The 20,004-nt window shown below is 73.2% G+C and carries 24 protein-coding genes and 1 riboswitch; of the genes, 13 read left to right on the top strand and 11 right to left on the bottom strand.

Annotated elements, in window-relative coordinates; all coding sequences use genetic code 11:
- Nucleotides 1–37 precede the first annotated feature (37 nt).
- Complete coding sequence (gene trxB / locus IFY26_RS00655) at nt 38–1,006, top strand: thioredoxin-disulfide reductase (protein ID WP_232547081.1); 969 nt, start codon at nt 38–40, stop codon at nt 1,004–1,006.
- Here the strand turns inward: trxB and IFY26_RS00650 are convergent.
- Nucleotides 978–1,664: an MOSC domain-containing protein gene (locus IFY26_RS00650; RefSeq protein ID WP_232547080.1), complete on the bottom strand. Its 687-nt coding sequence runs from the start codon at nt 1,662–1,664 to the stop codon at nt 978–980. The genes trxB and IFY26_RS00650 overlap by 29 nt on opposite strands.
- Nucleotides 1,665–1,749: 85 nt before the next feature.
- Here IFY26_RS00650 and IFY26_RS00645 point away from each other — a divergent pair, with 85 nt between their 5' ends.
- Nucleotides 1,750–2,526: a HEAT repeat domain-containing protein gene (locus IFY26_RS00645; protein ID WP_232547079.1), complete on the top strand. Its 777-nt coding sequence runs from the start codon at nt 1,750–1,752 to the stop codon at nt 2,524–2,526.
- Nucleotides 2,527–2,538: 12 nt separating this feature from the next.
- Here IFY26_RS00645 and IFY26_RS00640 read toward each other — a convergent pair whose 3' ends face one another.
- Nucleotides 2,539–3,609, bottom strand: a complete 1,071-nt coding sequence (locus tag IFY26_RS00640) for a HEAT repeat domain-containing protein (protein WP_232547078.1) — start codon at nt 3,607–3,609, stop codon at nt 2,539–2,541.
- A gap of 100 nt (nt 3,610–3,709) precedes the next feature.
- Here IFY26_RS00640 and trxA point away from each other — a divergent pair, with 100 nt between their 5' ends.
- Nucleotides 3,710–4,033 carry a thioredoxin gene (gene trxA, locus IFY26_RS00635; protein WP_232547077.1) on the top strand — a complete coding sequence of 108 codons (324 nt, stop codon included), beginning with the start codon at nt 3,710–3,712 and terminating at the stop codon, nt 4,031–4,033.
- Here trxA and IFY26_RS00630 read toward each other — a convergent pair.
- From IFY26_RS00630 to IFY26_RS00610, 5 genes are all read right to left on the bottom strand, one after another.
- Entirely contained in the window at nt 4,024–4,461 is a 438-nt protein-coding gene (locus IFY26_RS00630; protein WP_232547076.1) for a hypothetical protein, read from the bottom strand. The genes trxA and IFY26_RS00630 overlap by 10 nt on opposite strands.
- 135 nt (nt 4,462–4,596) lie before the next feature.
- The gene (locus tag IFY26_RS00625) at nt 4,597–5,331 is read right to left on the bottom strand and encodes an FAD:protein FMN transferase (protein WP_232547075.1); all 735 of its coding nucleotides are present in this window, start codon (nt 5,329–5,331) and stop codon (nt 4,597–4,599) included.
- The gene (locus IFY26_RS00620; RefSeq protein WP_232547074.1) at nt 5,331–5,882 is read right to left on the bottom strand and encodes an FMN-binding protein; all 552 of its coding nucleotides are present in this window, start codon (nt 5,880–5,882) and stop codon (nt 5,331–5,333) included. Before IFY26_RS00620 ends, IFY26_RS00625 begins: the two co-directional genes overlap by 1 nt.
- A gap of 100 nt (nt 5,883–5,982) precedes the next feature.
- Nucleotides 5,983–6,195: a hypothetical protein gene (locus IFY26_RS00615; RefSeq protein WP_232547073.1), complete on the bottom strand. Its 213-nt coding sequence runs from the start codon at nt 6,193–6,195 to the stop codon at nt 5,983–5,985.
- Nucleotides 6,196–6,300: 105 nt separating this feature from the next.
- Nucleotides 6,301–6,600: a hypothetical protein gene (locus IFY26_RS00610; RefSeq protein ID WP_232547072.1), complete on the bottom strand. Its 300-nt coding sequence runs from the start codon at nt 6,598–6,600 to the stop codon at nt 6,301–6,303.
- 173 nt (nt 6,601–6,773) lie between these two features.
- A riboswitch (TPP riboswitch) is annotated at nt 6,774–6,877 on the top strand.
- 52 nt (nt 6,878–6,929) lie between these two features.
- On the opposite strand from IFY26_RS00610, the gene IFY26_RS00605 reads away from it, so the two are divergent.
- From IFY26_RS00605 to IFY26_RS00595, 3 genes are read left to right on the top strand one after another with little or no spacing between them, the layout of a single operon-like run.
- Nucleotides 6,930–7,553, top strand: coding sequence for a Ykof family thiamine-binding protein (locus IFY26_RS00605; RefSeq protein WP_232547071.1), 624 nt, complete (start codon nt 6,930–6,932; stop codon nt 7,551–7,553).
- A 2-nt stretch (nt 7,554–7,555) separates the two neighbouring features.
- Nucleotides 7,556–8,194 carry an ECF transporter S component gene (locus IFY26_RS00600; protein WP_232547070.1) on the top strand — a complete coding sequence of 213 codons (639 nt, stop codon included), beginning with the start codon at nt 7,556–7,558 and terminating at the stop codon, nt 8,192–8,194.
- Nucleotides 8,191–10,317: an ATP-binding cassette domain-containing protein gene (locus IFY26_RS00595; RefSeq protein WP_232547069.1), complete on the top strand. Its 2,127-nt coding sequence runs from the start codon at nt 8,191–8,193 to the stop codon at nt 10,315–10,317. The genes IFY26_RS00600 and IFY26_RS00595 overlap by 4 nt, the downstream gene beginning before the upstream one ends.
- Before the next feature lie 38 nt (nt 10,318–10,355).
- Here IFY26_RS00595 and IFY26_RS00590 read toward each other — a convergent pair whose 3' ends face one another.
- Nucleotides 10,356–11,882, bottom strand: coding sequence for a ferredoxin reductase family protein (locus IFY26_RS00590; RefSeq protein ID WP_269778946.1), 1,527 nt, complete (start codon nt 11,880–11,882; stop codon nt 10,356–10,358).
- A gap of 164 nt (nt 11,883–12,046) precedes the next feature.
- Here IFY26_RS00590 and IFY26_RS00585 point away from each other — a divergent pair, with 164 nt between their 5' ends.
- From IFY26_RS00585 to IFY26_RS00560, 6 genes are all read left to right on the top strand, one after another.
- Nucleotides 12,047–12,910, top strand: coding sequence for a glycerophosphodiester phosphodiesterase family protein (locus tag IFY26_RS00585; protein WP_232547068.1), 864 nt, complete (start codon nt 12,047–12,049; stop codon nt 12,908–12,910).
- Between the two features lie 58 nt (nt 12,911–12,968).
- Nucleotides 12,969–13,337: a PadR family transcriptional regulator gene (locus IFY26_RS00580; protein WP_232547067.1), complete on the top strand. Its 369-nt coding sequence runs from the start codon at nt 12,969–12,971 to the stop codon at nt 13,335–13,337.
- Nucleotides 13,324–13,662, top strand: a complete 339-nt coding sequence (locus IFY26_RS00575) for a hypothetical protein (RefSeq protein ID WP_232547066.1) — start codon at nt 13,324–13,326, stop codon at nt 13,660–13,662. The genes IFY26_RS00580 and IFY26_RS00575 overlap by 14 nt, the downstream gene beginning before the upstream one ends.
- Nucleotides 13,663–13,720: 58 nt before the next feature.
- Complete coding sequence (locus tag IFY26_RS00570) at nt 13,721–14,104, top strand: hypothetical protein (protein ID WP_232547065.1); 384 nt, start codon at nt 13,721–13,723, stop codon at nt 14,102–14,104.
- A 91-nt stretch (nt 14,105–14,195) separates the two neighbouring features.
- Entirely contained in the window at nt 14,196–14,858 is a 663-nt protein-coding gene (locus IFY26_RS00565) for a hypothetical protein (RefSeq protein WP_232547064.1), read from the top strand.
- 3 nt (nt 14,859–14,861) lie between these two features.
- Nucleotides 14,862–15,830, top strand: coding sequence for a hypothetical protein (locus IFY26_RS00560; protein WP_232547063.1), 969 nt, complete (start codon nt 14,862–14,864; stop codon nt 15,828–15,830).
- Between the two features lie 86 nt (nt 15,831–15,916).
- On the opposite strand, the gene IFY26_RS00555 is transcribed toward IFY26_RS00560, so the two are convergent.
- A complete protein-coding gene (locus tag IFY26_RS00555) occupies nt 15,917–16,432 on the bottom strand; it encodes a mycothiol transferase (RefSeq protein WP_232547062.1) in 516 nt (171 codons plus the stop codon).
- Nucleotides 16,433–16,563: 131 nt separating this feature from the next.
- On the opposite strand from IFY26_RS00555, the gene IFY26_RS00550 reads away from it, so the two are divergent.
- The gene (locus IFY26_RS00550) at nt 16,564–17,910 is read left to right on the top strand and encodes an HNH endonuclease signature motif containing protein (protein WP_232547061.1); all 1,347 of its coding nucleotides are present in this window, start codon (nt 16,564–16,566) and stop codon (nt 17,908–17,910) included.
- Nucleotides 17,911–18,028: 118 nt separating this feature from the next.
- Here IFY26_RS00550 and IFY26_RS00545 read toward each other — a convergent pair whose 3' ends face one another.
- Together IFY26_RS00545 and IFY26_RS00540 are read right to left on the bottom strand one after the other, a co-directional pair.
- Nucleotides 18,029–19,006 (bottom strand): phosphotransferase, encoded by a 978-nt coding sequence (locus IFY26_RS00545; RefSeq protein WP_232547060.1) that lies wholly within the window; start codon nt 19,004–19,006, stop codon nt 18,029–18,031.
- An 8-nt stretch (nt 19,007–19,014) separates the two neighbouring features.
- Nucleotides 19,015–19,941: a beta-1,6-N-acetylglucosaminyltransferase gene (locus IFY26_RS00540; RefSeq protein ID WP_232547059.1), complete on the bottom strand. Its 927-nt coding sequence runs from the start codon at nt 19,939–19,941 to the stop codon at nt 19,015–19,017.
- Nucleotides 19,942–20,004 lie beyond the last annotated feature (63 nt).

Here is a 20,004-nt window from a genome sequence, read left to right as displayed (position 1 = left end):
CGCACACGCAACGCACACGCACCGAGCAAGGGAACTCATGAGCGACGTCCGCGAAGTCATCGTCATCGGGTCGGGTCCGTCCGGCTACACCGCAGCGCTGTACGCGGCGCGCGCCAACCTCGCGCCGCTGGTGTTCACCGGTGCGGTGGACGCGGGCGGCGCCCTGATGAACACCACCGAGGTGGAGAATTTCCCGGGCTTCCCCGAGGGCATCATGGGTCCGGATCTGATGATGAACATGCAGGCCCAGGCGGAGCGCTTCGGGGCCGAGCTGGTGGCCGACGACGTGGTGGCAGTCGACCTGACCGGCCCGGTCAAGACGGTGACGGACGCCGCCGGCACCACCCACAGCGCCAAGGCCGTGATCCTCGCCATGGGTTCCGGCTACCGCCGGCTGGGCGTGCCCGGTGAGGATGAACTGTCGGGCCGCGGCGTCTCGTGGTGCGCCACCTGCGACGGCTTCTTCTTCCGCGACAAGCCGATCGCCGTCATCGGCGGCGGCGACTCCGCGGTCGAGGAGGCCACCTTCCTCTCCCGGTTCGGCTCCTCCGTCGCGCTCGTGCACCGCCGGGGCGAGCTGCGGGCGTCCAAGATCATGGCGGCCCGCGCCGAGGCCGACCCGAAGGTCGCGTTCGAATGGAACTCCGTCGTGGAGTCGATCAACGGCGAGGGCTCGGTGGAATCCATCACCCTGCGCGACACCGAGACCGGCGCGACCCGCGACCTGCCCGTGCAGGGCGTCTTCATCGCCATCGGCCACGACCCGCGTTCGGAGTTGGTCAAGGGCCAGGTCGACCTCGACGCCGAGGGCTACGTGCTCACCAAGCCCCAGTCGACCGAGACGAACCTGGCCGGCGTGTTCGCCGCGGGCGACCTGGTCGACCACACCTACCGCCAGGCGATCACCGCCGCCGGCACCGGCTGCCAGGCGGCGCTGGACGCCGAACGCTACCTGCAGGCGCTGGCCGACGCGGTGCTCACCGAGAAGGCGATCGCCCGCGCCTGACGCGCCGGGCCAGCCGGTCGTGCCAATGGGGCGGCACGACGCCGGCCGCCACCACCCGGCGGGCGGCGTCGTCGTCGCCCATCTCGGCGGCGAACAGGGTGACCAGATCGATGTCGTGCTCGGGGGCCTCGAGCGGGGTCACGGCGTCACCGGGGCGGACCGTGCCGGGCCCGACCACCCTGAAGTACGCCCCGCACCGGCCGTGCGCGGCGAACCGCTTCACCCAGCCCCGCTCGCCCATGTGGCGGGCGAACGTGGCGCACGGTTGCCGCGAGATCGACACCTCGAGCTCGACGGCGTCCCCGACCCGCACCCGCTGGTTGACGAGCAACCGGTCGAGGTCGAGGCCCTCGGTGGTGAGGTTCTCCCCGAACCAGCCGTCGGGCAGGTCGCGGCCGAGCTCGCTGCCCCACCAGTCGAGCTCCTCGCGGCTGAACGCGTAGACCGCCTTGTGGGCACCCCCGTGGTGCTGGCTGTCGCCCACCAGATCCCCCGCCACGCCGGGGCCGTCCCCGTAATGAGGCCCGTCGCCGTCGGCCGACCCTGGGGCGAACACCTCGATCGCCGGCGCCGACCGCTTGTCGATCCCCGTCAGGCGGGGCGTGCCCGGGTCGGGCTTGGGCCGGGCGAGGTTGGTGGACCGGATCCGCGGGGTCATGGGCGCAGGCTATCGGCCCCAGGCGACCACCGCTTGACCCTCACGCTGCGTGAGGCTCTAGGTTCACGACCAGGAGGTGGGAACCATGACCAACAACCCCACGTACACCACCGAGCTGCTCGTGACGCAGCTCCACAGCGACGACAGCGCGACGCGCTTTGACGCGGCGTCCCTCATCGGGATCGACCGCGTGACCGACGCCGCGGACGCCCTCGCCGCGCGCCTCGGCGCCGAGACCGATTGCCAGGTGCGCGAGCGCGTCACCTGGGCCACCGTCCAGGTGATCGACGCCGCGCTGCCCGCCGTCCTGGCCCTGCTGGACTCCCCGGACGCCGAGGCCCGCATGCAGGCAGCCCACGTGCTGAGCAAGGCCGCGCGCCCGGAGTTCGCCGCGCACCTCGCCCCGCTCGTCGCGGACGCCGACGCCCAGGTGGCCATCAAGGCCTACCGCGCGGCCGCCAACACCGGCGACGCCTCGGTCGTGCCGCTGCTCGCCGCTCGTCTCGGCGACGGCGACGCGCACCAGACCGATGCGCTCACCAACGCCTTCGTGACTCTCGGCGAGGCGGGCGTGCCCGCCCTAGTCGAGGCGCTGACCTCCGAGCGTGTGGCGGTGCGGCGTCACGCCGCCGAGACGCTGGGCCACCTCGGCCCGGACGCCGACGCGGCCGTGGATGCCCTCACCGGTGCCACGGCGGACGCCGACGCGGAGGTGCGCGTCATGGCCGCCACGGCGCTCGGTCAGCTCGGCCCGGTGGCCGACGAGGCCCTGGCCGCGCTGGCCGCCGGTGACGACGGCGTGCTCGCCAGCGTGGCCGGTGCGCTCGCCGCGCGTCGGGAGCGACTGGCGGCGCGGGCCTGAAAGCGGCGCTGGTCAGCTGACCGCGATCCGCCGGGCGAGCAGCCGGGTGTGCGGGTCGGCGTCGTCGGCCCGCTGCCCGGCTGCCGCACGGGCCTCGGGCGTGCCGAGGGCGCCGAGCGCCGTGAGCGCAGCGAATCGGACGCTGCCCTCGGGGTCGTCCAGGGCGGCGGCGAGGGCGTCCGTGGCGGCCGGGTCGGCCACGAAGCCGAGCGCCTCGGCGGCCTGCTCGCGCACCGCCGGGCCGCCGCTCGCGAGGGCCGCCTCCAACAGCGGGACGGCCCGCGACCCGAACCGGTCGAGCGCGGAGACCACCGCGTCGGCCAACAGCGGGTCGTCGGAGCCGAGCGCCCCGACGAGGGCGAGCAAGGCGTCCGGGCCGCCCACCTGCCCGAGTGCGAAGGCCGCCTTGGCGCGGACCGCGGCGTCGGCGTCCGCCAGCCGGGGCACGAGGGCCGGGACGGCCGCCGGGTCGGCGAGTTTGGACAGCACGTGCGTCATGCGCAGCCGGACGCCGGCGTCCCGGTCCGCCAGCTGCGGCACCACGGCAGCGAGCGCGTCCGGGTGCCGCACGATCGCCCACGTGAGGTTCTCGCGGACGCCCGGCTCGGGCTCGGTGCGCAGCTGCGCCAGCAGCGTGGCGAGCGGGGCGGACGCCGGCGCGTCGAGCGCCGCCCGGAACCGCACGTGCGCCTCGGGGTGGCGCAGCCGCTCGGTGAGGGCGATGGCGTCGACCACGTCGCCCCAGCCCGCGTCGGCCACGCCCACGAGGCCGCGCAGCCGGGCGAGCAGCGCCCGCTCGGCCGCCAGGCGCTCCTCCACGACGGCGATGTGGCGGGCGAGGGCGTCCGCGGCGTCGAAGGCCGGGTCGTCGAGGGCCGCGGCGATCTCGGGCAGCGCCAGTCCGAGACTCTTCAGGTGCTGGATCGCCAGGAGCCGGCGCAGGTCGTCGGCGGAGTAGAGCCGGTAGTCACCCCCGGAGCGGCCGCTGGGCACGAGCAGGCCCAGGTCGTCGTAGTGGCGCAGGGTCCGCACCGTGAGCCCGGTGCGGCGGGCCACCTCACCGATGCGCAGCCACTCCTCCATCGCGCCACCGTAGCGCCTGAGCCCCCGGACCCGGCCGGGACGAGGAATGCCGCGCCACCCGATAGTGTTGGACGGGTACCCACACGAAGGAGAAGCAAGCATGGGTTCCGTCGCCGAGGTCACCGATTCCACGTTCGATGAGGTCGTGTTGCAGTCGTCCAAGCCGGTCCTGGTGGACTACTGGGCCGACTGGTGCTCGCCCTGCAAGCAGATTGCCCCCATCATCGACGAGCTCGCCGCCGAGTACGGCGAGAAGGTCACGTTCGTGAAGCTCGACACCAACAGCAACCCACAGGTTCCCGCCCAACAGGGCATCATGGGCCTGCCGACGCTCCAGTTGTTCGTGGACGGCACGGTCGTCACCTCGATGACCGGCGGCAAGACGAAGGCGTCGCTGATTCGCGCCCTCGAGGACTACCTCTGAGCCACCGGCGCCACGGGGCCGGACGCCGCGGGCGTCCGGCGCCGCACCCGGTCGATGCGCAGGGCCAGGCCCAGCTGCGCGCCGACGAGCAGCACCAGCGCGGCCACGACGGCCAGCGCCTCGGCATGGATGACGGCGAGCACCACCGCCGCCAGTGATCCTGCCGCTGCCGCCGCCAGCGCGAGTGTGCCCGGCTCCGCGAGCCGGGCGGCGGGCAGCGCACCCAGTTGGGCGATCTGGCTGGCCCAGGCCAGCGCGATGACGAGCAGCCCGGCGAGTTGGGCGACCGTGAGGTCGGCGACCGGGGTGACCGGCAGCCACCCCGCACCGCCGAAGGCCCCGGAGGGGAACAGCACCAAGAGGGCCGCACCGGCGACGGTGAGGACCAGTCGACGCAGCACCGCGTCGAGCGCACTGGGGTCACGCATGAGAACACCCTAAGAATCCTCAGACCCGTCGCGCACCCCCAACACCCGATCCGTGGTGAAATTCATTCCTTGGGAGGACGCACCCTGCCACCGGGTCGCACCAAAGGAGTCGTTCCTTGGGACGACCCCGCAGCGTCAGGCCGCGAGGAACACCGCGCTGGCCCAGACGCGCTCCCCCGCGCTGCAGGCGAGCACGTCGATGTCGTCGAGCTCCTGGGCCCGGGCCAGCGCCTCGGGCCCGCCGGCGAGGATCGCGGTGGCCAGCACGTCGGCCGTCACGATGTCACGGGCGCACACGGTCACCTGCACGAAAGTGTCGTCGGCGCCCAGCCGCCACACGTGCTCGCCACGCTCCGCGGTGCCCGACGTCGCGACGGCCCACCGCTCGGGGCCCATCTGGAACTCGGTGAACAGCTGGGACCGGTCGAGCGGGTCGACGATGCCGACCACCCACGGCTCCCCGGAGGCCCGGTGCCCGGACGCCACCACGTCACCCCCGGCGTTGAGGCACCAGTCGGTGAGGCCCTCGGCCCGCAGCACCGCGCCGGCGTCGCGGAGGGCGATGGCCTTGACGATGCCGGAGAGGTCGACGACACCGTCGGGCCGGTGCGGGGTGAACGCGCCGCCGGTGGCCAGCCGCCAGGTGACCGCCTCGTCGTACACCTGCCGGAACGCCTCGGTGGTCTCGGGCAGGGCCAGCTCGCCGCGGGCGAACCGGGCGGCCTCGGTGTCGGGACGCCACAGGCTGAAGCGATCCTCCAGGGTGGCGAAGGCGGTGAGCACGGCGTCCTGGGTGGCGCGGGGGACGGGCCGGGCGCTGTGCAGACTGATCACGGTGCCCATGGCGGCGAAGACGAACGGGGCGCCCATCACGCGGCCGCCTGGTCGAGCGCGGACTGCAGCGAGGTGAGGTAGGCCTCCGTCGTGTAGGTCGCTCCGGAGATGGTCGCCACGTCGTCGCCCTGGGCCTTCAGCACCGCGCTGCGCATGGCCGGAACGGCCCGGGCGTTGATTTGGTTGGACTTGCGGTCGCCATCGCTCACGACGGACTCCGACACCCCGGTGATCGTGCCGTTCGCCACAATCACGGTCACCGTGACCGACCCGTAGCGGTGCCGCGCCGTCGAGCCGGTGTAGGTGCCGTCGGCCCACGAGCCCGTGCTGCTGGAGGAGGTCGTGCCGCCGCTGGACGAGGACGCCCCGGAACCACTCGTCGCCGCAGAGCCGGAAGACGCGGTGTCGGAAGACGCGGTGTCGGAGGCCGTTGTGTCGGAAGACGCGGTGTCGGAGGGCGTCGTGGTGTCGGTCGTGGGCGGGTTGAGTGCCAGGGCGACCTGCCCCTGGGCGGTCGCCGTGCCCCAGCCAAGCCCGAGGATTCCGAGGGACGCCAACGCCGCGGCGGCCCTGGCCCTGCTGCTCATCCTGATTCCTTTCGTCGGACAGGCATCAGCCTCGGCGCCGCACCTGTGGCGGTCCTGTGGGCGGCCTGTCGGACGGGTGCGAACCCGAGCGTGCGTCCGCTCAGCGCAGGGCGACGGCGGGCACCGGCGCGGGGGCGAGGTCGCGGAAACCCCAGCGCTTCAGCTTCAGATCGGCGTCACGCTCGGCGGAGGTGGCCGTGGCCAGGACGCGGCGGCTCTCGCTGAGCGCCACCCAGGTGTCGGGTCGGACGTCACGGGCGGAGTCCCACACCACGACGCGGTGGGCGTCCGCGGTGTCACCCTGGGCAGTCACCGAGCGGGCGTTGACCGTGGATGCGGTGCCCGAGACGTCCTCGACGCACTCGACCCGGATGACGTCGGCGCCCAGGGTGCGGGCCTGGGTGAGGAAGGCGCGCCACTAGCTGCGCTGCTGCAGCCAGCCGGCGAAGGTGATCCACAGGTAGCCGGGCAGGATGACCATCGCCACGCACCACGCGGCGAACGTCGCCTCGCTGATGCCCATGACACCGAAGGGCGTGACGTAGTGGGGCCCGAGGATCGCGTAGAAGAGCTGATGCACCGGGATCGCGGCGAGGGTGAGCAAGGACAGTCGGGTCACCCACGCCAACCAGGACGGCACCTGCAGCCCCTGGACCCGGCAGGGCCCCACGACGGTGAAGACGGCACTGCGGGAACGGTTGGCGCGACTGCGGGGCATGGCATCTCCTGTTGTTCGGGGGACCGGAGTGGCCGTTCGTAGACAGTTCCCACGCTAGACACCTTCACTATCAATTCACCAGTCCCCCCAGGGAGGACACTCGCCGGGCCACCCGGACCACCGGAATCCCCACGCCGGCCGCAGGAGGGGGGCCCATGGGTTAGCCTGATGCCAGCAAGCCCCCGGGGAGCGCGACGCGCTGAGAAAGTCATCCTGACTGACCCGTGGAACCTGAACTGGTTCATACCAGCGGAGGGAGTCGGGCTGGGTGGGGCGTCGCGCCGCACCCGTCGTTGCCGGCCACCACCCTCAGGGGCGGAAAGGCAGGCATGGCAGCACCCACACCGTCCGCACCCTCGGCGTCCACCTACGGCATCGGGGCCCGGATCGCCCTCCACCCCATGACCGACCGGTACGTCGACATCATCACCACAGCTCTCGCCGCCACCCCGCGGCCGCCGGAGCTCGAGCTCACCACCTCGCCCGTCAGCACGTTCATCGGCGGCCCCGATGCCGCTGTGGTCAGGTATTGCGCCGACCTGGTGGCCGCTGCGGCCCACCGCGCCGACGGCGCCCACCTGGCGGCGCAGGTCCTCCTCTCCCGGGGCTGCCCGGGCGAGGTGACCTGCACGCTGCGGCACGGGCCCTGGGCCGACGGCGAGGCGGTCGCGGTGCCGGACGCCGGCGTCCGCGCCTGGGCCGAATGGTCGCTCTACCCCCTGCTCGACGGGCAGGGGGGCGGGGCCCACATGACCCCGATCATGGACGCCATCGCCACGGCCAGGGCGTCCGGGTTGTTCCACTCGTCGGATCACTTCGTGACCCGCCTGGCCGGCGACGTCGGCGCCATCCTGGCGCTGGTGGCAACCGCGTGGCTGCGCACGGGGGCCGGCGTCCAGCACGTGGTCACCCACCTGTCGCTGTCCATCAATTCACCGACCCAGGGGGTCTGATCGTGACCACATCGCCACGCACCCCCGGCACCCACCCCCTGACGCTGGCCGAGATCGTCTCGGTCGTCGTGCTCGGCGTCGTGTTCGGCTTTCTCTACTACGCGCTGGTGCTGGGCTGGCGCGCCCTCGGGGTGCTGATGGGCCCCTTCGGCGATCTCGCCCAGAACGTGCTCATCGGGGGCTGGATCGTCGTGGCTCCCCTGGCCGTCTTCATCACGCGGCGCCCGGGCACCGGCATCCTGGCGGAGGTGGCGGCGTCCGTCGTCGAGGTGGTGTTCCTCGGCAGCCCCGTCGGGCCCATCCTGTTGCTGAGCGCGTTCATCCAGGGGCTGGGCGCCGAGGTGGCGTTCCTGCTCACCGGGTACCGCCGCTATGGGCTCGGTGTTTTCCTGGCCTCGGGACTGACCGGCGCGGCCCTCAGCTTCGTCTACGCGACGATTCGCTTCGGCTGGTGGGGCCAAGACCTGTTCGCGCTGCGCCTGGGCCTGCACCTGACCTCGGGCGTGGTGCTGTGCGGGCTCTTGGCTTGGGCGGTGGCCCGAGCCCTGCTGCGCAGCGGCGTGCTGCGGGACCTGCCGGCCGGCCGCGCGGAGCGGGCGGAGCGCGCTCGCGGGGCCCTGGCGCCGGCCGGCCAGGAATGACGGGGGACGCAGCCGAGCCGCTGCGGGCCGAGGGCATCACCGTCACCCACACCGACGAGCCGGTCGTCCGGGGCCTCGACCTGGCGCTCGCCGCGGGGGACGTGGTGGCGCTGACCGGTCCGTCGGGGTCGGGCAAGTCGACCGTGCTGGCGGTGCTGGCCGGGTTGATCCCCCACACGCGGGCCGGCGACCTCGACGGCCGGGTGCTGCACCACGGCGCGGACGTCACCGATCAGCCGCCCTGGCAGCGGGCGGCCTGGCTGGGGTTCCTGGCGCAGGACCCGGCCTCGTCGCTGTGCCTGGCCAACGTCCGCGACGAGCTGGCCCTACCCCTGGAGAACGCCGGCGTGCCCCGCGCCGAGATCGGCCCGCGTGTGGCCGCCATCGCCGAGCGCTGCGGCATCACCCACCTGCTCGGACGCCAGACCGGGCAACTCTCCGGCGGGGAGGCCCAGCGCGTCGCGCTGGCGGCGACCCTGGTGGGCGGGCCCGAGGTCGTGCTGCTCGACGAGCCCCTCTCGATGCTCGACCCGGACGCCGCCGCCGACGTCGCCGCGCTGCTGCGCACGGAGCTGGGCACGGCGCGGGGCACGGAGCTGGGCGTCGCGGAGGGTGCCTCGCGGAGCGGCAGGGCCCCCGCGGCGGTCATCGTCGAGCACCGCCGGGCGGAACTGGCGCGCGCCGGCGTCCGTGCCAGCCACACGGTCGCGCTCGGGCGAGGCTGCGCCGCGCCGGCACGGCCCGTGGGGGCACCCGGCCCGGCGCTGCGCCCCGCTCCCACGGCGGCCGCGCCATTCCGCTGGCACCTCACCGATGTGCGCCGCGCGCCGGACGGGCCGGTCGTGCTGCCCGGCGTCGACATCGCGCTGCGGCCGGGCACCCTCACGGCGCTCACCGGGCCCAACGGCTCGGGCAAGTCGACGCTGCTCCTGGCGATCGCCGGCCTGCTGCCCGCGCACCGCGCCGCGTCGGGTGCCCCCCGCGTGGGCCTGGTGTTCCAGCGCCCCGAGAACCAGTTCGTCACCCACACCGTGCGCGAGGAGATCAGTTGGAACGCCGATGCCCGCCGCGCCGCGGTGTTGCTCGAGCGGGTGGGGCTCGCCGGGCTGGAGGAACTGAGCCCCCACCAGCTCTCCCTGGGCCAGCAACGCCGGCTCTCGCTGGTGGCCGCCGCGGCCCAGAGCCCACCCGTGCTGCTGCTCGACGAGCCGACGTTCGGGCTCGACGACGCCGGGGTCACCGCGGTCGAGGGCGTCCTCGCCGGCCTGCGCGCCGACGGGGTGGCCCTGCTCGTCGCGACCCACGACAGGGGCCTGGTGGAGCGGCTCGCGGACGCCGAGGTGCAGCTCAGCGCCCAGCCTGCCGGACGCTCGCGGCCGGCGCGGTCGGGCGTGCCGGACTCCTTCCTGGCCCGCTGCTCTCCGGTCACCACCTTCGCGCTCGTGTTCGCCGTCAGCATCACGCTGCTGTTCACCCTCGACGTCACGCCCGTGCTGGGTCTCTGGGCGCTGGCCGCCGCGGCGGCGCTGACGCTCGGCCGGGTCCCCCTGCGCCGGCTGCTGCTGTTCCAGGTGCCCGTGGCGTGGTTCGCGCTGTCGGCGTTCCTGGTCAACATGCTCAGCCGCAGCGGCGGCGTCCCGGTGGCACGGTGGGGGCCCCTGACGATCACCGACGACGGCCTGACGTGGGGGCTCGCGCTGGGCGCACGCTCCCTGGCGATCGGCGCCCTGGCCGCGCTGTTCGCCCTGACCACCGACGCCATCGCCTTCCTCAACGCCGCCCATCAGCAGGCGCGCGTGCCTGCGCGCCACGCGTACGCGCTGATGGCGGGCTACCGGCTGATGGAGATGCTGCCCGAGGAGTGGTGGACGCTGCGGGCCGCGCACCGCGTCCGGGCGCGGGGCGCCGGCCGGGACAGGCTCACCCTCGACGCGTTCCGGCGGGCCGCCTTCAGCCTGCTGGTCGTGGCGCTGCGGCGTGGGCAGCAGTTGGCGGAGGCGCTGGAGGCCCGCGGCTTGGGGCGCTCCCCGCGCACCGTGTGGCGTCCCGTGCGCTGGGGGTGGCGCGACGCAGCGCTGGCCGCCAGTGCCACGCTCACGATCGTCGCGGTGCTCGCGCTGTGAGCCCTCGCGCGCGTTCGGTCACGGCGTCCAGCCCTGGCTCACCAGGCGAACTCCTCCCGATGCAGCCGCTCGGGGGGCAGGCCCGCGGCGAGCGCCTCGGCGGCCACCAGCTCGGTCGCGCCCGCCGGCCCGCAGACGTACACGTCGGCCTCGTCCAGCGGGCCGGTGAGGTCGGTCAGGCGCCAGTGCAGATGGGAGGCGGGCAGCCAGGATGTCGAGCCGTCGGCCAGGACGCCGCGGTGGCCGGTCAGCACGTGCAGGCGGACGCCGCGGGCCCGGCACCACGCCTCCAGCTCGGCCCGGTGGGCCACCTCGACCTCGCTGGAGGCCCGGACGATGACCGTGGCGTGGCCCGGCACGACGTCGGTGCCCTCCAGCAGGGCGCGGATCGGGGCGACGCCGATCCCGAACCCCACGAGCACCACGTCGGGGGCCGTGCGGGCGGCGTCGGTGAACACGCCGTACGGCCCCTCGATGAGCACGGGCGTGCCCGGGCGCAGGGTGCTGGCGAGACGACGGGTGCCCTCACCGAGCATGCGAACGGTGATGCGGATGGTGTCCTTGTGCGGCGCGGCCGACAGCGAGAAGGGGTGCTGGTGCCACCACAGCCCGCCCTGCAGGAAGCGGAAGTGAGCGAAGTGCCCCGGCCGGATGCCCAGCTGGGCGATGCGGCGTCCGGTCATCTCGATGGCCACGGTGTCGGGGGTCTCCCACGTCACGGCCGACACGCGCAGGCGGTGCTCGGCGGACGCGAAGAGCGGTACGAGGACGCGGTGGGTCAGTAGCACGAAGAAGGTCGCCCCCCACAGCGCCAGCCAGAACCAGAGCGCCGGCCCCTCGGCGAAGAGCCCACCCATCGAGAACTGATGGGGCAATGCGAGGAGGATGGCGGCGTAGGTGACCAGGTGGATCCCCTGCCACACCTCGTGGCCCAGCCGGCGGCGGGCGGCGGCGACGGACGTGACCGCCACCACGGCGAGGAGGCCCGTTGCGACCACGGCGAGGACGAAGTCGCCCACCCCCCACAGGGTGGCGAACTCGGCGGACCAGCTCAGCTGGTCGGCCATCGCGTACCCGGTGACGAGGTAGACGCCGTGCAGCACCAGACCGCCGAAGGTCCACTGGCCGAGCGCCTTGTGGAGGGCCAGGGCGCGGTCGTGGCCGAGGGTGCGGTCGATGAACGGCACCCGCGCCGCGAGCCACAGCATGAGGACCATCGCGGAGGTCGCCACCAGGCCGGTGAGGATGCCGACGCCGCGCATCAGGCCGGCGGCCGAGGCGGTCAGGGCGCTCCAGCCGCCGTCGTGGAGCCACAGGCCGATGGGCAGCACCACCACCATCCAGGCGAGCACCTGCAGGGTGTCGGCGGCCCACGTCCGACGGCGATGCTGGGCGGCGTAGCGGGCAGCGAGCTGCTCCCGGGCCCCCGAGGGCGCGGTTGTCGGCTGCGCGGGTGCCGGGAGGGCGGGCGCCGGGAGGGCGGGCGCCGGGAATGCGGGCATCGGCGCAGGGGCGGACGCGCCGGCCGGCCCGGCTTCGGTGCCGGTTGGCAGGGTCGAAGTCATGCTTCCGAGGGTCGACCCGGTGGCTGTGACCGACCTGTGCGCTGCCTGACGGGTGCCCCTGAAACGCAGGGCACCGCCCCGCTCCCGGGAGCCGGAAGGGCGCCGACTATGCTGGTCCGGCAGGGCTCCCCCACCCGACCATGCCGCGCTGACAAGGAGGTCACGTGTTCGGACATGCCACACACGCGCAGGTGAACGGGCTGGTAAACAGCCTCGCCGGCGCCGGACGACCGCTGGTGGTGTCGCACGCCGGGGTGGCCGTGGGGCCATTCCCGTCCAACACGACGGCGGCGGTGCGATGCGCGCTGCAGTCCGGGGCGGACGGGGTGAAGATCGATGTGTCGGCGTCCGTCGATCACATCTTCTACGCCTTCCACGACGGATTCGAGGACGAGCTGCTGGGCGAGGAACGCAACATCCAGTCGCTGACCGCGGCCGAGATCGCCCAGTTGAGCTACCGCTGGAAGAACCGGCCCGGGCACCGAGCCCAGGTCGAGCGCCTGGCCTCGTTGCTCGGCGAGTTCCGCGGCAAGCCGGTGATCTTCGCCCTCGACCGCTCGTGGTGGCGCTGGCCCACCCTGCTGCGGGTGCTCGACGGGCTGCAGATGGCCGATCAGCTGCTGCTCAAGGTGCCCGGCTGGGAGACCTCCGCGCTCGGCGCCCTGCGCCAGCACCGCACCCGGTACCCGGTGCTGGCCATCTGCTCGACCCCCGAGGAATTGGCCGCCCTGCCCCTGGGTGACGAGGCGGTCAACCTGGTCGGGGTGGAGCTCATCGCCCACGACGCCGACCACCCGTGGTTCGACCCGGACGTCCTCGACTCGATCCACCGCGACGACCTGCTCGTCTGGATCAACTCGGAGACCCTCACCACCGGCGTCCCGTTGTTCGGTGGTTTCGACGACGAGAAGGCGGTGTTGGAGAGCCCCACCGCCGCGTGGTCGCACCTGCTCGACCTCGGCGTGGACGCGGTGCAGACCGAACTGCCCTGGCTCCTGCGCGAGCTCCGCGAGGCTCGGCACCGGTGACCCCGGGTCCACCCACGGGTGGACGCGCACCGGCATGCCTCGGATTACGATGCATTGCATGCCAATGCATCCGCCACCGAGGGCAGCCCCCGATCGGGAGCTCGTGAAGGGCACGCTGCCCCTGCTCGTCCTGCAGCTGGTCTCGGAGGCCGACACCTACGGCTACGAGCTGATCCGCGCCCTCGAGGAGCGCTCGGCGGCCGCGTTCACCTTCTCGGAGGGCACGCTCTACCCGGTGCTGCACTCCCTGGAGCGCGACGGCCTGGTGACCAGCCGATGGGACGCCTCCGGCGGCGGACGGCGCCGCAAGTACTACCGCATCAGCCCGGCCGGACGCGCCGACCTGGCCGACCGCCTGGACCAGTGGCATGCCTTCACCCGTGCGGTGGAGGCCATCGTGGACGGAGAACCCCGTGGACGTGCCTGACAGCTTCCGCCGCTATGCCCGCCGCGCGACGGCCGACATCGACGACCGCCGTGACCGCCTCGCCGCCGAGGAGGAACTCACCGCCCACCTCTTGGATCGGTACGCCGCGGCCCGGGAGAGCGGCGTGCCCGGGGCCGCAGCCGAGGCCGATGCCCTGCGCGCCATGGGGGACGCCTCCGATCTCGCGGGCTCCATCGGCGAGGCCCACCGGCCGCGTTGGCGTCCGGGCGTGGTGGTGGGCCTGGTGCTCGGCGGCGTGGCGGTTCTCGTCCTGATCTGGGGGGCACTCTTCCTGGCCTTTGCCGTGATGGCGGGTCCGGGCTGACGGCCCGGCACGTCCCCGCCCCCGGGCGTCCGCCCTGCCCCACCTTCACCGATCGGAGATGCTCGTGCTCACGCGACTGCTCAACCTCTGGCCCCATGCGCTCGCGCTGCTGGTGGTCTACCTCGTCATTCCGGCGGCCCTGACGGCGGTGGCGAACGCCGCGCCGGACCCCGGCGCCTGGAAGGCCGCAGTCTTCTTCAGCCTGCTCGGCCTCAACCCGGCGGCCAGCTTCGTCGTCGCCGGCCTGGCGGGGTACCGCCACGGGTTCGCCTGGCCGCTGCTGCTCGCCGTGCCGGTGCTGTTCGTGCCGGCCGCGTACCTGGTGTACAACGACTCCGCGCTGGTCTACGGGTTGCTCTACGCGGTGTTCGCCGCCCTCGGCCTGGCGGTCGGGTGGGGCGTCCGGAGGGTCCAGCGCCGCCGGCCCGCGGCCGGCCGCTGACCGGCGATCCGTCGGGGGCTCCTGCCAGGACGCGGTGCCGGACGACACTGCCCAGTCACTAGGGTGGGGACACCGGAAGGAGGCAACCCCCGTGACCGAGGTGTGGCAGAACATCGTGCGCGTCTACGGCGTGTTGCAGGACGACCTGCTCCTCGACCCGGCCCTCGCGCATGCCTTGCCGAGCCGGCCCCCCGTGCCCGAGATCGTGGCCATCGCGGTGATCGCGCTGCTTTCGGTCACGCTCGGGCATGCGACCGTGCTGCTGGCGAACAAGGTGCCCGCCTCCCGCTGGCCGGTGGCGTTGGGTGCCGGCGCGGTGGCGCTCATGGTGCTGCGCGCGCTGGAGGCGTTGCTGGTCTGGGGGCTGGCCACCCTGGTCACGGGGCAGGTCGTTCCCGTGCTGACCATCGTCATGTTGATGGTGCTCTCGCTGGCGCCGCAGGTGCTCGCCGTCATCATCGCGCTCCCGCACGTGGGGCTGTTCCTCGGGCGGCTGCTGGAGGCCTGGAGCCTGCTCGTCATGGTGACGCTGGTGGGCGAGCTGTACGACGTGTCGCGCTGGGTCTCGCTCGCGGTCGCGGGAGTCGCCTGGCTGGTGGTGCAGGTCGCCTCGCGGCTGCTGGCCGAGCCGATCCGCAACGGGGGAAGCCGCTGGTGGTCGCGTGCGTACGGCCATCCCACCCTCCTCACCGCGCAGGACTTCCTCAGCGGGACGCCGATCGTCCCCGTGGACGCCCGGACGGAGGTGGCCTGAACCATGGGGTGGATCGTGGGCGTCGCCGTGGCGGCCGTGCTCGTGCTGGCGTGCCTGTCACCGCTGCAGACCGCCCGCTGGTGGCCCCGCGAGGGGCACGCCCGCACCCGCGAGCTCTTGGTGGGGCCCGAGCCGGCGTGCCCGGTCGACGGGCTGCCCGAACGGTTCGTGGTCTACCTGTCGGGGGTGGGCGACATCGATCCGGAGGCCGAGCCGCACGAGGACGAGGAGTGGATCCTCGGGGAGATCGAGCGGGCCCGGCCCGACACGACCGTGATCCGGGAGGTGTTTCCCTACGCGGTGACGAACCACCGCGCTCTGGGGCGGGCGACCGGCGGCTCGGCCGAGCTCGCCGAGCAGGCCGGCGAGGGGGTCGGACGCGTCGTCACCGCGCTGCTGCTGCAGGTGCGCAACGTCGTCCAGGCCCTCATCGCGGCCGACCCCCGGTACGGCCCGACCTACTACGCCGACCTCGCCCGCCAGGTGTGGGCGCAGCTCACCGAGCAGGGCTATCGCCGCGGCTGTGGGGTGCCCGTGACGTTCCTTGGCTACTCGGGCGGCGCACAGATGGCGCTGGGCGTCTCGTGGCTGTTGACCCTGCACCACGTGCGGTGCTCGGTGATCTCGCTCGGCGGGGTCTACTCCGACGACCGTGGCTTCGCCCATGTCGAGCACTTCTGGGACATCCGCGGCTCCCGCGACCGCATCCGGCTCATGGGGCCGCTGTGGTGCCCGGGGCGCTGGCCGATCAACACGTTCTCGACGTTCCACAGCGCCCGGCGCCAGGGGCGCGTCACGGTCGTCGATCTCGGGCCGTTCGGCCACCACGGCGACGGCGGCTACTTCGACGCCGACTCCCGCACCGACGACGGCCGCAGCCACGCCGAGGCCACCCGGGACGCCGTCCTCACCGCGCTCGGGGAGGCGGCGGAGCTGCGGGGCGGCGCGGGGTCACCGTCCCTGGGGCAGTGAGTTTGCACCGGCGTCTCCCGGCTGGCACCCACGCGCGTGGGGGCGTCCGACCGCACTGCTCTCGGGTCAGGACCCCCCGCGCGCCGTCACGCCGGCGCGTCCGGCAAGAGCCCGCGGAGGTAGGCGATCTGGCCCAGGTGCTGGTTGACCTCGTTGACGACGCTCACGAGGCGCGACGCTGCCGTCACCGGCGGGTCGTAGCTCTCGTCGACGACCCGCTCGTAGTCGCCCAACTCCGCCAGGACGCGCCGCGTCAGCGCATGGACGTCAGCCGCATAGCCCGTGAGGTCGCCGGCCGTGCCGCGCCAGGCCGCCACCTCGTCCGCGGACTGGCCGTAGCCGTGGGCGTCCTTGGCGTAGGGCAGCGCAAACCGCTCCTGCCAGCCCTGCGCGAACCAGGCCTGGTCGACGCCGCCCAGCTCGGCCAGGTGGTCGTCCTGCACGCGCAGGACGTGCCAGGCAATCCAGCCGATCGGGTTGGCATCGGGCGCCGGACGCCAGCGCAGGGCGTCGGCGTCGAGATCGGTGAGTGAATCGGTCAGGGCGTCGGCGAACCGGTCGAAGACGTCACGGAGCAGCGTCCGGGCGAGTGTGGTGTCCATCACCCGAGGATAGGCTCACCCCTCCCCGCCGAGCCCTTCAATAGAATCTGTGATCTATTCGTTACTTGACATCGCTTCCCGATGGGCTGTCCGGGCCAAAAATGTCAGAGGCGGATCGTAGCGTGGTGGTCATGACGGAAGGCTTGGAGCACCTCGATGACGCCGCCCTGGTGGCGTTGATCGGTCGCGCTCTCGATGCGTTGACCGACGACCGACTCCGCCTGCCTTCCGACGCCGACCGGTTGGCGCTGCTCGCCGAGGCGGTGCGGGTCACCGGACGGCTGCACGCGTGGCAGGCGGGGCTGGCTGCGGCGATCGACCACGACGACGTGGCGTGGCGGGCTCACGGCACCTCGGCTTCGACCTGGTTGACCGACGCGACCCGCCACACGCGCACCGAGGCCCACCGGCTGATCGGCCACGGGCAGCGCCTCGATCGGTTCGCCGTCGTCCGCGATGCCGCGCGCGCCGGCGACGTGATGCCCGCCCAGAGCGACGCCATCACCGCAGTGCTCGACCAGCTGCCCGCCGACCTGCAGGAGGCGGTCGTCGAGGAGGCCCAGCACATGATGGTCGGGTTTGCCGCCACACACACCTCCACCGAGCTTCGCCGGCTCACCCATCGGCTGGTCGAATTGCTCGCTCCGGAGGTCGCCGAGGCCCACGAGGCTGCCCGCCTGGAGCGGGAACGCGCCCAGGCCACCCGGGCCCGACACCTGACGTTCACTCCCGACCACTGCGGCTCGATCCTGATCAAGGGGTCGCTGCCGGTGGCCCAGGCCGAGCTCGTGGTGAAGACCGTGAACGCCTGGGCCGAGGGGCAGCGGCGCGCGCTGGACGCCCTCGACCCCGCCGCGCCGCTCCTGACGCCGGCGATGCGCCGAGCGGACGGCCTCGTCGCGCTCGTCGACGCGCTGTCGCGCACCACCCTGTCCCCGCGACACGGCGGCGACCGGCCTCGCGTCGTCATCACGATGACGCTCGACCAGCTGAACCAAGCAGCCTGCGACGCGCCACCACGGCTCCACGGCCGGGTGGTCGGCAGCGACAGGCCCATCGACGCCGGCACGCTGCGCCAATGGCTCTGCGACTGCGAGGTGCTCCCCATCGTGCTGGGCGGGCACTCGGAGGTGCTCGACCAGGGCCGGCAGCGCCGCCTCGTCACGGACGCCCAACGCACGGCGCTGGCCGTGCGTGACCGGGGTTGCGTGTTCCCCGGGTGCGAACAACCACCCGAGAACTGTCACGCCCACCACATCACCCCCTGGTGGGCCGGGGGACGCACCGCCCTGGCGAACCTGGTTCTCCTCTGCCCGCATCACCACGGTGTGGTTGAGCCCAGCCACGACCCCCTCGCCGACCGCTGGCGTATCTACCTCCCGGCCCACGGGCCAGCGCAGGTCATCCCACCGCGTCGGATCGACCCGACGGGTCGGCCGCGCCAGCACACCCGCTACCTCACCCCCACTCGGACGTGAGTCAACCGGGTGCGAGAGAGGAGGTGAGTCCCTGGGAGTGGTGGGGTCTGGTGATGGGTGTGTCCTGAGCTGGCGGGGGTGGCGACCGGGTCTGAGATGCCTTGGCAGGATCACGCCGTTACGCGACCGTGGACCGCAGCCACGACAGGATCGGGTCGCGCCAGCCGACGAGATGCTCCGGGTCCATCGCGTCCATGAGGCGACGAAAGGTCTCGAAACGCTGCGCTCCCGCCACGCGCAGGGCCGCCGGAACCGCCGCGCGCAGCTCACCCATCGGCGCGAGATCGCTCCAGTGTTCGAGGTAGGCGTCCACCGTGCGCGCCAAGGGTGGATCGCCCCCGAGATCACCGTGCACGGTGAGAATCCGGTGCGGTGCCAGGAGGGAACCCACAGGGTTGGCCCACACGGCGTCACCCCAGTCGAACAGCAGGAGCCGCCCGTCAGGAGCCACGAACACGTTGCCGGTGTGGAGATCGTTGTGCTCCACGCTGTCCGGCAGCCCCAGCGCTGCCACCTGCGCGACCGCGTCGTCCAACCGGGGCAGCCCTGCCAGCAGCTCGGACGCCGCGGCGGCATCCAGGTGCAGTGGGTGGGTCGCATCCAACCGCGCCAGCCACTCGACCTGCCTGCGCACGTATCCGACGGCGTCGCCGCTGGGTCGCGCCGGCAACCCTGCGGCACGCAACCGGGTCCCGTGCTCGGCTGCGCGGCGCTGGACGTTGGCGCAGGTGTGCACCAAGTCGAGCAGCACCGGTTCGGTCAGCGGCCCGCGCTCGCGGAGCACTGGGCCGGCGTCGGCGGTGAGGATCCAGCCGTGGTCCCGATCGACCGCGAGCGGCGGCAGGATCTGACCGGGGGCGATGCCGACCAACTCCATGGTGAGGGCGGCCTCGAACCGCTGCCCCGGATTGTTCTCCTTGAACCACACCCGGCCCTCGGCCGTCTCCACCGTGAGCAGCACCGACCAGAACCGCACCCGATGGTGTGCCACCGGTGCCACCACCCGCAGCCCGAGTCGGGCGCAGGTGGCCAGGATCCACGTCGAGGCCTCGGCGAACCAAGCCGGGGAGTTCCAGTGCCGGACGATGTCAGCCACGGTGCCTCTCAGGATCGTTCTGCGTCGGCCAAGGCGTCGGCGGCGGCGAAAAGCTCCGCGGGGGCGTCCGGGGCGAACTTCCTGGCGAAGGGGGCCCGCGCGCCGTCGGTCAGGCGGCGGAGGCGGTCGGCGTCCAACCACAGCGGGCTGGAGGGATCCTCACCGAACTCCTTCAGCGTGGTGGGCCCCTGGACGACGCGGAGTTCCGGGTCGTCGTGCACCAGCGACTGGAGGTAGATCTCGTCGGTGATCCGCACGGTGCGGAACCAGCGGCGCAGCTGCGACTCGCGCGCGTCCCGATCCAGGACGCGGCGCAGCGCGCGCGCCGACAGCGTCATCCACTGGCTCGCCTTCACGATCGGTACCGGCGGCCTCACGCCCGGACGCCGCACGCCCACAAACCAGCGGCGGTCGCCCTCGACGAACCGGGGCAACACCTGCAGGACCGGTCGGGTCAGCGTGCCGATGCGCCAGCCGACGTGACGGACCGCGCGGTACAGCGACGGCTGGCTCGGGAAGCGCACCTCGGGCAGAAACCACCGGAAGCGCCAGTTGTCGGGCTGGTCGGGCGTCTGTTCGACGAGCGCATCGGCACCCTGGTCGACCCATTCCCGCTCCCAGGCCGCCAGGGAGCGAATGGGATAGTCCGTGCCCGAGACCAGCACGTAGTGCTCGGCGTGGAACTCCGCCTCGGCGGTCGCCAGCGCCTCGATCATCGCCGCGGTCAGTTCCCAGGACCCCCAGCGGACGTGGATCGCCGACGCCAGCGGGTGTGCGCCCGCCACACGGAGCGCCTCGGCGTCGAACCCCTGGTGGGGCTCGAACCGCACCAGCACGTTCGCGCTGGGGCTGAGGCTCCGGATACGGCGCACCAGCCGGTCCACCCCGTCCGGGTTGTGGGCCATGACGACGTAACAGAATGCGGCTTCCCCCATGCGACAAGGCTACGGCGTGGGTGAGGTGGCTCCGCACCCGCCCCCGGCCCAGGCACGCTGCGC

This window comes from Propioniciclava soli (assembly GCF_014858005.1).
In the GTDB taxonomy this organism is placed as follows: domain Bacteria; phylum Actinomycetota; class Actinomycetes; order Propionibacteriales; family Propionibacteriaceae; genus Propioniciclava; species Propioniciclava soli.
Note: the sequence above shows the minus strand (reverse complement) of the source record. Positions and strands in the feature narration are given on the sequence as shown.

Excerpts from the sequence above, each read along its gene's own strand:
- IFY26_RS00595 (WP_232547069.1), top strand. The coding sequence starts at position 8,191 with ATGACGGGGGACGCAGCCGAGCCGCTGCGGGCCGAGGGCATCACCGTC.
- IFY26_RS00605 (WP_232547071.1), top strand. The coding sequence starts at position 6,930 with ATGGCAGCACCCACACCGTCCGCACCCTCGGCGTCCACCTACGGCATC.
- IFY26_RS00645 (WP_232547079.1), top strand. The coding sequence starts at position 1,750 with ATGACCAACAACCCCACGTACACCACCGAGCTGCTCGTGACGCAGCTC.
- IFY26_RS00580 (WP_232547067.1), top strand. The coding sequence starts at position 12,969 with ATGCCAATGCATCCGCCACCGAGGGCAGCCCCCGATCGGGAGCTCGTG.
- trxB (WP_232547081.1), top strand. The coding sequence starts at position 38 with ATGAGCGACGTCCGCGAAGTCATCGTCATCGGGTCGGGTCCGTCCGGC.
- IFY26_RS00590 (WP_269778946.1), bottom strand. The coding sequence starts at position 11,882 with ATGACTTCGACCCTGCCAACCGGCACCGAAGCCGGGCCGGCCGGCGCG.
- IFY26_RS00540 (WP_232547059.1), bottom strand. The coding sequence starts at position 19,941 with ATGGGGGAAGCCGCATTCTGTTACGTCGTCATGGCCCACAACCCGGAC.
- IFY26_RS00555 (WP_232547062.1), bottom strand. The coding sequence starts at position 16,432 with ATGGACACCACACTCGCCCGGACGCTGCTCCGTGACGTCTTCGACCGG.
- IFY26_RS00570 (WP_232547065.1), top strand. The coding sequence starts at position 13,721 with ATGCTCGTGCTCACGCGACTGCTCAACCTCTGGCCCCATGCGCTCGCG.
- IFY26_RS00650 (WP_232547080.1), bottom strand. The coding sequence starts at position 1,664 with ATGACCCCGCGGATCCGGTCCACCAACCTCGCCCGGCCCAAGCCCGAC.
- IFY26_RS00620 (WP_232547074.1), bottom strand. The coding sequence starts at position 5,882 with ATGAGCAGCAGGGCCAGGGCCGCCGCGGCGTTGGCGTCCCTCGGAATC.
- IFY26_RS00640 (WP_232547078.1), bottom strand. The coding sequence starts at position 3,609 with ATGGAGGAGTGGCTGCGCATCGGTGAGGTGGCCCGCCGCACCGGGCTC.
- trxA (WP_232547077.1), top strand. The coding sequence starts at position 3,710 with ATGGGTTCCGTCGCCGAGGTCACCGATTCCACGTTCGATGAGGTCGTG.
- IFY26_RS00610 (WP_232547072.1), bottom strand. The coding sequence starts at position 6,600 with ATGCCCCGCAGTCGCGCCAACCGTTCCCGCAGTGCCGTCTTCACCGTC.
- IFY26_RS00625 (WP_232547075.1), bottom strand. The coding sequence starts at position 5,331 with ATGGGCGCCCCGTTCGTCTTCGCCGCCATGGGCACCGTGATCAGTCTG.
- IFY26_RS00550 (WP_232547061.1), top strand. The coding sequence starts at position 16,564 with ATGACGGAAGGCTTGGAGCACCTCGATGACGCCGCCCTGGTGGCGTTG.
- IFY26_RS00560 (WP_232547063.1), top strand. The coding sequence starts at position 14,862 with ATGGGGTGGATCGTGGGCGTCGCCGTGGCGGCCGTGCTCGTGCTGGCG.
- IFY26_RS00630 (WP_232547076.1), bottom strand. The coding sequence starts at position 4,461 with ATGCGTGACCCCAGTGCGCTCGACGCGGTGCTGCGTCGACTGGTCCTC.